Genomic DNA, 12,792 nt, shown 5'->3' with positions numbered 1-12,792 from the left:
CCCGCGCCGCGGTCCGACGGGGCGGGGCCGTCGCCCCCCCCCCGCCCCGCCTTCCCCGCCGGGGGCTGGCGCCGCCGGGCTACGGCGTCCGGCGCCTCTGGCGCCGAACCCCCCGCACTGCGGGGGAGGGAGCAGAGGGTCAGCTGTCGAAGTCCGGGTCCGTCCGACGCAGCTGCCGCAGCAGGCCCGGCCACTCCAGCAGCCCGTATTTGCGCGAGTTCGGCGGATCGTACATCGCGCAGGACTTCTGGACGACGTCTTCGCTCGGCATCTCCAGCTCGGTGTTGCAGGCCATCGCCTGGAGCTGCGCCTGGCAGGCGCGCTCCATGCCCCACATCGCGATGAAGGCCTCCGCCACGCTCTCGCCGATGGTCAGCAGGCCGTGGTTGCGCAGGATGCAGTAGTTCCGCGCGCCGATGCTGCGCGCCAGGCTCTCGCGTTCCGCCGGGTCGCGTTCCGGGCCGCGGAAATCGTGATAGGCGATGCGGCCGTAGAAGCGCGTCGCCGTCTGGGTCAGCGGCAGCAGCCCGCATTTCAGCGCGCTGACGGCCATGCCCGCGACGGTGTGCGTGTGCATCGCCGCCTGCGCATCCGGCCGCGGCCGGTAGATGCCGCTGTGGATGGTGAAGCCGGCCGGGTGCAGGCCATAGGGCGTCTCCGGCCGATAGAGGATCTCGCCGTCGATCGTCACCTTCAGCAGCGAGCTCGCCGTGATCTCGCTGAACAGCATGCCGTTCGGGTTGATCAGGAACTGGCCCGGCGCGTCCGGCACGCGGCAGGTGATGTGGGTGTAGATCATGTCGGACATGCCGTAGCGGTCGCAGAGCCGGTAGCAGGCCGCGAGGTCCACCCGCGCCTGCCACTCGGCCGCGCTGACCGAGCCCCGGATGGGGGCGATCTGCAGGGGCTGCACGATGCTCATCGCTCGAAGCTCCTCGCTCTCACTCGGGCCGGATGCCGAGCTGCGCGACCAGCGCGCGCCATTTGGCGATCTCGGTCGGCAGCCGTGCGGCAAGCGGGGCGGGCCCGTCCAGCCGCAGCGTGCCCGCGGCCTCCGCCATGCGGGCCTTCAGCTGCTCGTCCTCCCGCAGCCGCGCCAGCTCCGCCACCAGCCGGTCGCGCAGCGCGGGCGGGAAGCCTTTCGGCGTGTACATCGAGAAGAAGTTCGGCGCCTCGTAGCCCGGCACCTTCTCGCCGATCGCCGGCACGTCCGGCACCACCGCCACGCGCTCCGCCGTGGTCACGCCGAGCAGCCGCGCGCGGCCCTGGCGGACATGCTGCAGCACCTCGATCGAGCTGCCGAAGATCAGGTCGATCTCGCCCGAATAGATCGCGTTCACCGCCTGGCTGATGCCGCGATAGGGCACATGCGTCAGCCTGATGCCGGCCATCGAGGCGAACAGCTCCGTCGTCAGGTGATTGGCCGAGCCCACGCCGCCCGAGCCGTAGTTCAGCTTCTCCGGATTCGCCTTCGCGAAGGCGAGCAGGTCGTCGAGCGAGCGATAGGGCGAATCCTCCCGCACCATCAGCCCCGCCGGAAGGTCCACCACGGTGGTCAGCGGATCGAGGTCGCGCACCGGATCGAAGCCGAGCGAGGGGCGCAGCACCGGCAGGATCGCGACCGAGGCCGAGATGAAGAGCAGCGTCGCGCCATCCGGCTCGGCCTTCGCGACGTATTGCGCGCCGAGCCCGCCGCCGGCGCCCGGCCGGTTCTCCACCACGAAGGCGGCGCCGAGGCGCTGGCTCAGCCGGTCCGCGATGATGCGCGCCGGGATGTCCTGCGGGCCGCCGGCGGCGAAGGGGATGATGATGCGGGCCTGGCGCACCGGCCACGCCTCCTGCGCCCGCGCCGCGCCGCCGATCCCCGCCAGCGCCAGGCCGGTTCCGCCCAGCAGCAGCGTCCGTCGTTCCATGGTTTCCTCCTCTTCGTTGATTTGGCGGGGAGACTGCCATGCCGACGCGCGCCGCGGTAGGCAGGGGGAACGCCGCCGGGGCAGGCTCCGGCGCGATCGCATGGAGCGAGACGCCGCATGGCCGAGATGCACCTGGTCCCCGCCGAGACCTGCCGCGCCCAGATCGTCGCGATCCTCGCCGCCTGGGGCATGCCGGAAGAGACGGTGCGCGTGACGGCCGAGGTGATGGTGGAGACCGACCTCTCGGGCGTGGACAGCCACGGCATCTCGATGCTGATGGATTACGACGAGAGCCGCCGGAAGGGCCGGCTCAACCTGCAGGCCCGTCCGCGCGTGGTGCGCGAGAACCCGGTGACGGCGCTGTTGGATGCCGATGCCGGGCTCGGCCACCCGGCCTCCGTGATGGCGATGGAGTTGGCGATCGCCAAGGCCGGGGTGGCGGGCGTCGGCGTGGTCGCGGTGCGCAACTCGCATCACTTCGGCGCGGCCGGGCATTACGCGGCAATGGCCGCGGCGGCGGGGCTGGTCGGGCTGGTGACCAGCGCGACCCGCACCATCGGCGTGGTGCCGACAGGCGCCGCGGTGCCCGTGCTCGGCACCAACCCGATCGCCTTCGCCGCGCCCGCCGGGCGCAACCGCCCGTTCCGGCTGGACATGGCGACCAGCACCGTCGCCGCGAACAAGGTCAAGGTCTACGACCTGCAGGGCAAGGCGCTGCCCGCGGGCTGGGTGCTGGATGGCCAGGGCCGGCCGATCACCGATGCGGCGCTGGCCTGGGATACCGTGATGAAGCAGCCGCAGGGCGGGCTGACGCCGCTCGGCGGCACCCCGGAGATGGCGAGCCACAAGGGCTACGGCCTGGGCATGATGGCGCACATCCTGGGCGGCGTGCTCTCCGGCGCGTCCTTCTCGCCCATCCGCGTGCGCACGCAGCGGCCGCAGGATCCGGACAACATCGGCCATTTCTTCATGGCGCTCGATCCCAGGGCCTTCCGCGAGGAGGGCGCGTTCGAGCGCGACCTGGACGATGCGATCGACGTGCTCCACGCCACGCCGCCGGCCGACCCCGCGATGCCCGTGCTGGTCCCCGGCGATCCGGAGGCCGCGTCCCGCGCGGAACGGCTGCGCGACGGCATCCCGATCCCCGCCACGCTCGCCGCGCGGCTCCGCGAGGTCTGCGCGCGCGCCGGCGTGCCCTGCCTGCTGCCGGGCTGACCCGGCGCATTGCCCGGCGCGGGAAGCTGCCCGATGCTGCGCGCCGCAGCATCGGAGCTCTCCGCATGACCGACCGCGTCATCGCGCATCTGGCGTCGCACAGGAACGAGATCCTGGACCGCCTGCTGACGCTGATCCGCTTCCCCTCCGTCAGCACCGATGCCGCCTTCGCCGAGGGGATGCGCGGCGCGCGCGACTTCCTGCTCGCGCGGCTGCGCGCCATCGGCCTCGAGGATGTGCGGCTGCTGGATGCGCCAGGCGGCCAGCCCGCCGTGTTCGGCGCCTGGACCGGCGCCGGGCCGGATAAGCCGACCATCATGATCTACGGCCATTACGACGTGCAGCCGGCCGATCCGCTGGAACTCTGGGCCTCCCCGCCCTTCGAGCCGACGATCCGCGACGGCCGGATCTATGCGCGCGGCGCCTCGGACGTGAAGGGCTCGACCACCATCGCGATCGAGACCGTGGCCGCGTTCCTTTCCGTGGAGGGCGGCTGCCCGGTCAACGTCAAGCTCTTCCTGGAAGGCGAGGAGGAGGTCGGCAGCCCGAGCCTGCCCGCGCTGATCGAGGCGAACCGCGCGCTGCTCGCCGCCGATGCTATGCTTTCGGCCGATGGCGGCGGCGCGGCGGGGACGGTGCCGGTGCTCAACATCGGCTGCCGCGGCATCGCCGCGCTGCAGTTCAGCCTGCGCACCGCGACGAAGGATGCGCATTCCGGCAAGGTCGGCGGCGCGCTGCGCAACGCGCTGCACGAGATGGCGCGCCTGATCGCCACGCTGCATGACGAGCAGGGCCGCGTCGCGGTCGAGGGTTTTGCGGCCGGCGCCACGCCGATCACCAATGCGCTGCGCATGGAGGCGGCCTCGCTGCCGCTCGACGAGGCCGCCTGGTATGCGCAGTTCGGCGCGACGCCCTTCGGCGACCCCGCCTACACCGTGCGGGAGCGGACCACGCTGCGCCCGACGGTCGAGGTGAACGGGATGTGGGGCGGCTATACCGGGGAGGGCGGCAAGACCGTCACGCCGGCGGAGGCGCATGCCAAGCTCACCATGCGCCTCGTGCCCGGCCAGGATCCGGCGCAGGCGCAGGCGGCGGTGAAGGCGCATCTGGAGCGGCATGCGCCGAAAGGCGTCGCGCTCGACTTCCAGTACCGGCCCGGCGGCACGCGCGCCTACACACTCGGTGCCGACCATCCGCTGCGCGCTGCCGCGGCCGCCGTGCTGCGGCGGGAGAAGGGGGGCGAGCCGGCCGTGACGCGCCTCGGCGGCACGGTGCCGATCACGACGATGTTCCAAGAACGTCTCGGCATGGACAGCCTGATGTTCGGCCTGGCAAGCCCGGACGAGGACGCGCATGCGCCGAACGAGTTCTTCCGCCTGTCCTCGCTGGATGAGGGTCTCCGGCTCTGGCCGCTGCTGCTGGCCGAACTCGGGCGGATGCGGGCGGCCGATTTCCGTCGATAGATCCTGGCGCGGCGGCGCCGGTCAGCGGTCGGCGACGCGCAGATACGGCGCGAGAGGGCGCGCCAGCAGGACCGCGACGATCCCCGCCTGCGCCGCCACGGCCAGCATCGGCAGCACCCAGCTGCCCGAAAGCGCGACCAGCCCGGCGAAGGCCGTCGGCGCGGCGAAATAGGTGAGGAAGGACGAGATGGTCGCGCCTGCCGTCGCCTCCGCGACGCGATCCGGCGGGGCGAGGCGGGTGAGCTCCGCAAGCGCGATGCCCTGCCAGCCCAGCCCGGTCGTACCCACCGCGAAGGCAAGCGCCAGCGTGACCGCGTGCGGCACCCGGCCGGCGAGGAGCGCGAAGCCGAGCACGGAGACCGCCGCCCCGGCGAGCATCACCAGCAGCACGCCGACCGGCGCGCCCGTGCGGTCGGCCAGCCATGCGAGCAGGATGCGTGCGGCGAAGCCGCCGACCTGCAGCGCGGCGAAGACCGCGCCGGCCTGTGCCAGCGAATAGCCATGCGCGGCCGTGAGGAACGTCACGGCGAAGGCAACGAAGCATCCCTGCACCACCGCGAAGGCGACGCAGAGCCCGCAGAGCGGCAGCAGCGCCGGATGGCTGCGCAGCGCGGTGAAGGACGCCACGATATTGGTCGGCGCGAACAGGATGCGCCAGCCGATCGCGCGTCCCGCATCGCGATCCGCGTCCAGTCGCGCGCGCAGCGGCTGCACCAGCCACGCGCTGGCGAAGGCGACCAGCGCGGCGAGCAGCAGCGCCGACTGCCATCACGCCGCGAGGACGACCGCGGGCAACAGGATCCCGGCCAGGATGCCGCCGAGCGGTGCGCCGGACTGCTTTATCGAGAAGATCAGCGTGCGGTGTTCCGCCGGCACGTTGCGGGTCAGGATGCGGCTGCCGGCCGGGACGGTCGGCCCGTTGGCAAGCCCGAGGAGCAGCGCGCCGAGGAAGAGCGCCGGCAAGATCCCGGTTGCCGCGACCAGCAGCGCCAACGCCGCGGCCGCGGCCCCGGCCTGGAGGGTTCGCATGGCACCGAAGCGCGGGATGATCGGCCCGCCGACGAGCAGGTAAAGCACCGTCCCGAGTTGCGCCGTGCCGGTCAGATAGCCGATCGCCTCGGACGGCAGGCCGGACTCGGCCGTCAGCAGCGGCCCGGCGATCGGCAGCGCCTGGATCGCGACCATGATGGCGATCTGCATCGCGAAGGCCGCGAGCAGCACGGGAACCCATCCCGGTGCTCCCGACGTCACGTCCTGGCTGCCGATCGACACGCGCCGGATCCTCCGGCGATCAGCCTGCCCAGGCCGGAGGCGGCCGTGTCAAGCGTCGCGTGGGCGGTTGCCGTCCAGCGCCCGCTCAGCCGGGCAGCGCATCACCGTAGCTGGCGATCTCGATCAGGTTCCCATCGGGGTCGCGGCAATAGACCGAACGGATCGGGCCGAGCGCCCCCTGCTTCGCCACCGGGCCGACCTCCACGGTGACGCCGCAGCCATGCAGATGCTCCACCACCTGCTCCGGCGGGACGGTGACGACGAAGCACAGGTCCTGCGTGCCGGGGACGCCGCCGGCGGCGCCGGTGAACCAGGCGTCCTGCGTCGCGGTCTGCGGGCGGAGATTGATCTTCTGGCCGCCGAACTTGAGCGCGGTGCGGCGTTCGCCGGCGCCGAACTCCTCCCGCTCCATGCCGAGCACGCGCTGGTACCAGCCGGCGCTGATCTCCACGTCGCGGCAGGTGATGACCAGGTGGTCCAGGCGGTCCACGGCGAAACGCATGCTCAGCTTTCCCCTTTCGGCCGGCGGAGCCGCGCCGTCACCTCGATCTCGATCCGCATCGCCTCGGTCTGCAGGCCGGCGACCAGCATGGTGGAGGCCGGCCGCGCGCCGCCGAGCCAGCGCTTCACCACGGGCCAGCAGGCCGGCCAGTCGGCCCGGTCGGGCAGGATGAAGGTGGCGCGGACGATGTCGTCCATCCCGGCACCGGCCTCTCGCAGCGCGGCCGCGATGTTGCGGAAGGCCTGCTCGCATTGCCCAACCACGTCGGGCGCGATGGCCATGGTCGCGTAGTCGTAGCCGGTGGTGCCGGAGACGAAGACCCAGCCATCCTGCACCACGGCGCGGGAATAGCCGATCTCCTCCTCGAAGCGGCTGCCGGACGAGATGAGCTGGCGCGACATGGGGCTGCCATATCGCAGCCCCGGCGCGACAGGAAGGGTGGGCAAGGGGCCGGGCGCGGTGGCAGTCTGCTGGCTTGCCAGCCCGAAGGAGCCCGCCCATGCGCCGTGCCACCCGCCTCGCCACGGGGCTCGCCCTCGGTGTTTCCCTGCTGGCGGGGCTGCCCGCGGCGGCGCAGACGCTGCGCATCGGCATGCAGGCGCCGCCCAGCACGCTCGATCCGCACTGGCTGCTGAACCTGGCCAATACCGGGGCGCTCCGGAACATCTACGACACGCTGGTGGCGCGCGACGCGAGCATGGCGCTCAAGCCGGGCCTGGCGGAATCCTGGCGCGTGGTGGACGACACCACCTGGGAATTCCGCCTGCGGCCCGGGGTGAAGTTCCACGATGGCGCGCCGCTGACCTCGGCCGATGTGGCGGCCAGCTTCCAGCGGGTGCCGAACGTGCCCGGCAACCCGAACCCCTATTCGCTCTACCTGGCCGGCGTGACCGGGGTGGAGATCATCGACGACCTCACCTTCCGCATCCGCACCAGCGGCCCGACGCCGATCCTGCCCACCAACCTGACGCAGATCTTCATCGTGCCGCGCTCCGTCGCCGACCTCGGCAATCCCGAGTTCAACTCGGGCCGCGCGGCGATCGGCACCGGGCCCTTCCGGCTGGGAAGCTGGCAGACCAACAACCCCCTGGTGCTGCGCCGGAACGACGCCTGGTGGGGCGGCGCCGTGCCATGGGAAACCGTCAGCTTCACGCCCATTCCGAACGACGCCGCGCGCGTCGGCGCGCTGCTGGCCGGCGACATGGACTTCATCAACAATGTCCCCCTGCAGGACACCGGCCGCATCCAGGGGGACCGGCGCTTCGCGCTGTTCGCCGGCCCCTCGATCTACGCGGTGAACATCTATCCCGATGTCGAGCGCGACGACGCGCCGGGCATCGAGGCCGGCGGGCGCAACCCGATGAAGGATGTGCGCGTGCGCCGCGCCATGTCGCTGGCGGTGAACCGCGAGGGCATCGCGCGCACCATCATGGAAGGCTTCGCCGATCCCACCGACCAGCCGGTGCCGCCCTTCATCTTCGGCGCCATCGCCGACCGCCCGGTGCCGGCGCCCGATCTCGATCGCGCCCGCGCGTTGCTGAACGAGGCCGGCTGGGGCCAGGGCTTCGGCATCAACCTGTTCTGCTCGCCCAACCGCACGCCACGCATCTGCCAGGCGATTGCCGCGTCCTGGACGCGCATCGGCATCCGCACGACGGTGGAAGTGGTGCCCCAGGCGACCTTCCTGCCGCGGCGCAACCGGCGCGACTACGGCGTCTTCGTCACGGTGTTCGGCTCGCTGACCGGGGAGACCTCCTACCTGATCGGCTCGCAGCTGCACCGGCGCGGCGTGGTGACGGGCCTCGGCGCGCTGAACTTCACCGGCGCCGGCACGCCGGAGATGGATGCGCTGATCCAGCGCGCCCGCGGCACGCTGGACGACACGGATCGCGCGCGCCAGCTCGCCGCGCTGGTCAAGACGGCATCGGACGACGCGATGATCATGGGCGTCGGCGTGCTGCGCTCGGTGAATGCCGGCACCGCCAACCTCAGCTTCCAGGCGCGCGCGGATGAGGAAGTGCAGGCCATCGAGATCCGGCCGCGGTGAGGCGCCGGCGCCCCCTTCCTTCCGCCGAGGGGAAGGGGGCTACTCCAGCCCCTCGTAGAAATCGTTCCCCTTGTCGTCCACGACGATGAACGCGGGAAAGTCTTCCACCTCGATGCGCCAGACGGCTTCCATGCCGAGCTCGGGGTATTCCAGCACCTCGACCTTGCGGATGCAGTCCTGGGCAAGGCGCGCGGCGGGGCCGCCGACGGAGCCCAGGTAGAAGCCGCCATAGGTCTTGCAGGCGTTCAGCACGGCCTTGCTGCGATTGCCCTTGGCCAGCATCACGAAGCTGCCGCCGGCCTTCTGGAAGGCCTCGACATAGCTGTCCATGCGGCCCGCGGTGGTCGGGCCGAAGCTGCCCGTCGCCATGCCCTGCGGCGTCTTGGCGGGGCCGGCGTAATAGACCGGATGGTTCTTGATGTAGTCGGGCAGGCCCTGCCCGGCATCCAGCCGTTCCTGCAGCTTGGCATGCGCGATGTCGCGCGCGACCACCATCGGGCCGGTGAGCGACACGCGCGTCTTCACCGGATACTTCGACAGCGTCGCGCGGATCTCGCTCATCGGCCGGGTCAGGTCGATCTTCACCACCTCGCCGCCCAGGATCTCGTCGGTATGCTCCGGCAGGTAGTGCGCGGGCTCGTGCTCGAGCTGCTCGAGGAAGACGCCCGCGGGGGTGATCTTCGCCTTGATCTGGCGGTCGGCCGAGCAGGAGACGCCGATGCCGATGGGCAGGCTCGCGCCATGCCGCGGCAGGCGGATGACGCGGACATCGTGACAAAAATACTTGCCGCCGAACTGCGCGCCGATGCCGAGGTTCTGGGTGAGCTTGTGGACCTCCTGCTCGAAGGCCGTGTCGCGGAAGGCGTGGCCGGCGATGCTGCCCTCGGCCGGCAGCGCGTCGAGATAGCGCGTGGACGCCAGCTTCACCGTCTTGAGGTTCATCTCCGCCGAGGTGCCGCCGATCACGATCGCCAGGTGATAGGGCGGGCAGGCCGAGGTGCCGAGCGACTTGATCTTGTCCTCGAGGAACTTCAGCAGCTTCTCCTTCGACAGCACCGCGCGGGTCTGCTGGAAGAGGAAGGTCTTGTTGGCGCTGCCGCCGCCCTTCAGCACGAACATCAGGTGCAGCTCGTCGGCGTGGTGCTCGCCGGGCGCGGCCATGATGGAGAACTCGACGGGCAGGTTGTTGCCGGTGTTCTTCTCCTCCCACATGGTCAGTGGCGCCATCTGGGAATAGCGCAGGTTGGTCTCGGTGTAGGTGCGGTGGACGCCGTAGCTCAGCGCCTCCTCCTCGTCGCCCTCGATCCAGACGCGCTGGCCCTTCTTGCCGAAGACGATGGCGGTGCCGGTGTCCTGGCACATCGGCAGCACGCCGCCGGCGGCGATGTTGGCGTTCTTCAGCAGGTCAAGCGCGACGAAGCGGTCATTCGCGCTGGCCTCCGGGTCCTTCAGGATTTTCCCGAGTTGCTCCAGATGCGAAGGCCGCAACAGATGCGAGACATCGCGGCAGGCGGCGAAGGCGAGCTGTTCCAGCGCCTGCGGCGCGATCTTCAGCACCGTCCGCCCGTCGCACTGCGCGGTGGAGACGCCTTCGATGTCGAGCTTGCGCCATGGCGTCGGATCGGCGCCGAGCGGGAACATCGGGCTGTAGTTGAAGCCGGCCGGCCGCGCGGGGGCGGTCACCGGGCTGTCCACGTCGAGCGGTGCGGTCATGCTGTCTTCTCCGCTGCAGCGGCCTTCCGCCGGCGGTCCTAGCCCAGGCGGGCCTGCCCGCCAATCGCGTGGCTATTCGCGCGCCGGGCGGCGGCGGAAGGCGTCGAGGCTGACCACCTGGGCGGGGGCCTCGGCCTCCGGCTTCGGCGCGGGCTCGTCCGGCGCGGCCTCGGGCTCCGCCTCGGCGGCGGCCATGGTCGGCTGGAAGCGCAGGCCGAAGCGCACGGCCGGGTCGGCGAAGCCGGTCAGCGCGGAGAAGGGAACGACCAGGGTGGCCGGCACCCCGCCGAAATAGAGCCGCACGCTGAACAGATCTCGGGCGCGGTCCACCGTCAGCGCCTCGAACTGGTGCTGCAGGACGATGGTCATCTCCTGCGGGTAGCGGGCCTTGAGGTGGCCGGGCAGCTTCACCTGCGGGTGATCGGTGCGGAAGGTGACGTAGTAGTGGTGCTCGCCGGGCAGCCCCTCGGCCGCGGCGAGGTCGAGCGCGCGCGCCACCACCTCCCGCAGCGCCTCGTCGGTCCAGCGTTCGTACGGGATCAGGCTCTGGGCCGGGCTTGCGTCGTCGCTCATGAATGCTTCCCTGGTGACCCGACCATAAGCGCCACGGCAGGTCCGGAAAAGGGGCGGTCCGCACCCTTTGGCGACACGCGGCCGATCGTCTGAACGCAGGCGGCGCGAAAGACTGGCCAAGGCCGCTGTTGCGGTCATCCGGACGCTCGCATTAAGGGGAGATGGCGGCGCGCCTACGCGCCGAGGCCGCGCATGCGGCCGCCCGGCGCGGGGGGGCCGCGCGGGAGCAGGCGGATCAGATCTCCTCGTCGTAGCCGCCGTCGTCGTAGCCGCCATCGTCATAGGCGGCCGCGTCGTCCTGGCCATAGGCGGCGGCGTCGTTGCCGCTGGCCGGATCGGTCCAGGGCGAGGAGGTCGGCACGGCATCCTGGCCGAAGGCGCCACCGGTCGCGGCCTCGGCCGCGCCACCGCCGGAGAAGGCCGACATCAGCGCGTTGCCGAGCAGCATGCCGCCCGCCACGCCGACCGCGGTCATCATCGCGGTGCCGAGGAAGCCCGAGCCGCCGCGCTGCATCGCGGCCGGGTTGTAGCCCGGCGGATACTGCGGCTGCGGGCGCGGCGGCATCGGCGCCGGGCGGCTGCCGCCGCCGAACAGGCCGCCGAGCATGCCGCGGTTCTGCGAGGCCTGGCCCTGGCGGCGGGCATTCTCCGCCTCCCATTCCAGCTGCTGGATGCGGTTCTGCATCTCGACCAGCGCGGCCTCCTGCACGAAGGCCATCTGGGTCAGCCGGTAGCGGGCCTCGGGGTGCTGCGCCATCAGGTCGGCGATCAGCCGGTCGGCCTCCGGATCCACCGGCGGCAGCGGCGGCTGCGCCGGCTGGGCGCTGCCGCCCAGCCCACCCCAGGGCGAGGCCGGGCGCGCGGGTGCCGCGCTTGCCGCGCCGCTCACCCGCTCCACGAAGCTGGTGATGATCCGGCGTTCCTCGTCCGTCATGGTCCTCTCTGTTCCTTTCTCGGGGCCCGTTCGGGGCCGCGCATCGCGGGGGTGGGGCTCGGTAGGGCGCCCGCGCCACCTTACCGAAGGTTCATCTATCGCGGAACGTGGCCCGCTCCAACGGGGTTTTCAAGCATCGCCCGCGTGACGATGCGTGACGCCGCGGATCAGCCTGGAAGCCGGGTCGGCAGGCCGAGCCGGCGCCACTCGATCACCGGGCAGCGATCCATCACCACGACCAGCCCGGCCGCCCGCGCCCGTGCCGCCGCCGCCTCGTCCACGACGCCGAGCTGCAGCCAGACGGAGCGCGCGCCGAGGCGGACCGCTTCCTCCACCACCGCACCGGCCAGCGCGGATCGGCGGAAGACGTCCACCATGTCGAGCGGCCGCGCCGCGGCGAGGTCGGGCAGCACCGTCCGGCCATGGATCTCGCGGCCGGCGAGTTGCGGGTTGACCGGGACCGCGTCGTAGCCGCGCGCGAGCAGGAAGCCGAACACGCCATGGCTCGGCCGCTCCGGCCGGTCGGAGGCACCGACCACGGCGATGCGGCGGGTCGTCAGCAGCAGGTCGCGAATCGCGGCGTCGTCCACCCCGGCTGTTCCCTTCCGGCCGGCGCGCTATCGCACGCCGAGCGCCTGGTAGAGCCGGGCGGCCGGCGGCCAGGCCTCGACGATCTCGGCATCGTAGCGCCAGGTCGCCCAGCCCGCGCCGCCCAGGATGGCGAGGGAGAGCAGCCAGGCCAGCACCAGCGGCGCGCCGCCGCGCGGCGGATCGGCGGGTGGGCGATAGGGCAGCGGCGGGTCCGGCACGGGGGGCTGTCGCGGGTGGCGCGGCGGCAGCGCCTCGGCAAGCGTGTCGGTGGGTTCCGGGATGCGGGACCCGTGCGGGTGCGGCTCGGGCTCTGGTGCCGGCGTTTCCGAAGCGCGCGGCGCCGGCGCGGGGGGAGCCGGCGTGGGGGGGACCGGCGCGGCTGCCGGCGCGGCTGCCGGCGCGACTTCGGCGGCGCGCGGGGCTTCGGGAACCGGCGCGGTTGGCGGCGGGGGTGGCGGCGGGGGTGGCGCGACGGCTGCCGGCGCCGGCGGGGCCCCCCCCCCCCCCCCCCCGCCGCGGCGCGGCGCGGGGCGCGCCCCCCGCGCCGCGGGGCGGGCGCCCGGGGCGCG

At 72.3% G+C, this 12,792-nt stretch carries 12 protein-coding genes and 1 pseudogene; 3 read left to right on the top strand and 10 right to left on the bottom strand.

Annotated elements, in window-relative coordinates:
• Positions 1 to 139: 139 nt before the first annotated feature.
• A complete protein-coding gene (locus tag AC1MIR_RS16440; RefSeq protein ID WP_480029261.1) occupies positions 140 to 922 on the bottom strand; it encodes a class II aldolase/adducin family protein in 783 nt (260 codons plus the stop codon).
• Between the two features lie 19 nt (positions 923 to 941).
• Complete coding sequence (locus AC1MIR_RS16435) at positions 942 to 1,913, bottom strand: Bug family tripartite tricarboxylate transporter substrate binding protein (protein WP_480029260.1); 972 nt, start codon at positions 1,911 to 1,913, stop codon at positions 942 to 944.
• Between the two features lie 117 nt (positions 1,914 to 2,030).
• Here AC1MIR_RS16435 and AC1MIR_RS16430 point away from each other — a divergent pair, with 117 nt between their 5' ends.
• Together AC1MIR_RS16430 and AC1MIR_RS16425 are read left to right on the top strand one after the other, a co-directional pair.
• Positions 2,031 to 3,128: an Ldh family oxidoreductase gene (locus AC1MIR_RS16430; RefSeq protein ID WP_480029259.1), complete on the top strand. Its 1,098-nt coding sequence runs from the start codon at positions 2,031 to 2,033 to the stop codon at positions 3,126 to 3,128.
• 65 nt (positions 3,129 to 3,193) lie between these two features.
• Positions 3,194 to 4,591 carry a dipeptidase gene (locus AC1MIR_RS16425; protein ID WP_480029258.1) on the top strand — a complete coding sequence of 466 codons (1,398 nt, stop codon included), beginning with the start codon at positions 3,194 to 3,196 and terminating at the stop codon, positions 4,589 to 4,591.
• Between the two features lie 21 nt (positions 4,592 to 4,612).
• Here the strand turns inward: AC1MIR_RS16425 and AC1MIR_RS16420 are convergent.
• The 3 genes and pseudogenes from AC1MIR_RS16420 to AC1MIR_RS16410 form a co-directional block, all read right to left on the bottom strand.
• Positions 4,613 to 5,791, bottom strand: a pseudogene (locus AC1MIR_RS16420) (MFS transporter).
• Between the two features lie 157 nt (positions 5,792 to 5,948).
• On the bottom strand, positions 5,949 to 6,365 hold the full coding sequence (locus tag AC1MIR_RS16415) for a VOC family protein (RefSeq protein ID WP_480029257.1): 417 nt from the start codon (positions 6,363 to 6,365) through the stop codon (positions 5,949 to 5,951).
• 2 nt (positions 6,366 to 6,367) lie between these two features.
• Positions 6,368 to 6,766 carry a RidA family protein gene (locus AC1MIR_RS16410; RefSeq protein WP_480029256.1) on the bottom strand — a complete coding sequence of 133 codons (399 nt, stop codon included), beginning with the start codon at positions 6,764 to 6,766 and terminating at the stop codon, positions 6,368 to 6,370.
• Between the two features lie 98 nt (positions 6,767 to 6,864).
• Here AC1MIR_RS16410 and AC1MIR_RS16405 point away from each other — a divergent pair, with 98 nt between their 5' ends.
• The gene (locus AC1MIR_RS16405) at positions 6,865 to 8,412 is read left to right on the top strand and encodes an ABC transporter substrate-binding protein (protein ID WP_480029255.1); all 1,548 of its coding nucleotides are present in this window, start codon (positions 6,865 to 6,867) and stop codon (positions 8,410 to 8,412) included.
• 39 nt (positions 8,413 to 8,451) lie between these two features.
• On the opposite strand, the gene AC1MIR_RS16400 is transcribed toward AC1MIR_RS16405, so the two are convergent.
• The 5 genes from AC1MIR_RS16400 to AC1MIR_RS16380 all read right to left on the bottom strand — a co-directional run bounded on the left by AC1MIR_RS16400 (position 8,452) and on the right by AC1MIR_RS16380 (position 12,441).
• Positions 8,452 to 10,125 (bottom strand): fumarate hydratase, encoded by a 1,674-nt coding sequence (locus AC1MIR_RS16400; RefSeq protein WP_480029254.1) that lies wholly within the window; start codon positions 10,123 to 10,125, stop codon positions 8,452 to 8,454.
• A gap of 72 nt (positions 10,126 to 10,197) precedes the next feature.
• A complete protein-coding gene (locus AC1MIR_RS16395; protein WP_480029253.1) occupies positions 10,198 to 10,698 on the bottom strand; it encodes an SspB family protein in 501 nt (166 codons plus the stop codon).
• Positions 10,699 to 10,933: 235 nt separating this feature from the next.
• A complete protein-coding gene (locus AC1MIR_RS16390; RefSeq protein WP_480029252.1) occupies positions 10,934 to 11,632 on the bottom strand; it encodes a DUF2076 domain-containing protein in 699 nt (232 codons plus the stop codon).
• A gap of 167 nt (positions 11,633 to 11,799) precedes the next feature.
• Positions 11,800 to 12,222 carry a CoA-binding protein gene (locus tag AC1MIR_RS16385; protein ID WP_480029251.1) on the bottom strand — a complete coding sequence of 141 codons (423 nt, stop codon included), beginning with the start codon at positions 12,220 to 12,222 and terminating at the stop codon, positions 11,800 to 11,802.
• 27 nt (positions 12,223 to 12,249) lie between these two features.
• The gene (locus AC1MIR_RS16380; protein ID WP_480029250.1) at positions 12,250 to 12,441 is read right to left on the bottom strand and encodes a hypothetical protein; all 192 of its coding nucleotides are present in this window, start codon (positions 12,439 to 12,441) and stop codon (positions 12,250 to 12,252) included.
• Between the last annotated feature and the right edge of the window lie 351 nt (positions 12,442 to 12,792).

The organism is Falsiroseomonas sp. RANM36 (assembly GCF_056682175.1).
The sequence above is the reverse complement of the archived record's forward strand: the minus strand, read 5'-3'. Positions and strand labels throughout refer to the sequence as shown.

Coding starts and splice junctions, on each gene's coding strand:
- AC1MIR_RS16410 (WP_480029256.1), bottom strand. CDS start 6,766: ATGTCGCGCCAGCTCATCTCGTCCGGCAGCCGCTTCGAGGAGGAGATC.
- AC1MIR_RS16435 (WP_480029260.1), bottom strand. CDS start 1,913: ATGGAACGACGGACGCTGCTGCTGGGCGGAACCGGCCTGGCGCTGGCG.
- AC1MIR_RS16415 (WP_480029257.1), bottom strand. CDS start 6,365: ATGCGTTTCGCCGTGGACCGCCTGGACCACCTGGTCATCACCTGCCGC.
- AC1MIR_RS16425 (WP_480029258.1), top strand. CDS start 3,194: ATGACCGACCGCGTCATCGCGCATCTGGCGTCGCACAGGAACGAGATC.
- AC1MIR_RS16440 (WP_480029261.1), bottom strand. CDS start 922: ATGAGCATCGTGCAGCCCCTGCAGATCGCCCCCATCCGGGGCTCGGTC.
- AC1MIR_RS16400 (WP_480029254.1), bottom strand. CDS start 10,125: ATGACCGCACCGCTCGACGTGGACAGCCCGGTGACCGCCCCCGCGCGG.
- AC1MIR_RS16405 (WP_480029255.1), top strand. CDS start 6,865: ATGCGCCGTGCCACCCGCCTCGCCACGGGGCTCGCCCTCGGTGTTTCC.
- AC1MIR_RS16390 (WP_480029252.1), bottom strand. CDS start 11,632: ATGACGGACGAGGAACGCCGGATCATCACCAGCTTCGTGGAGCGGGTG.
- AC1MIR_RS16395 (WP_480029253.1), bottom strand. CDS start 10,698: ATGAGCGACGACGCAAGCCCGGCCCAGAGCCTGATCCCGTACGAACGC.
- AC1MIR_RS16430 (WP_480029259.1), top strand. CDS start 2,031: ATGGCCGAGATGCACCTGGTCCCCGCCGAGACCTGCCGCGCCCAGATC.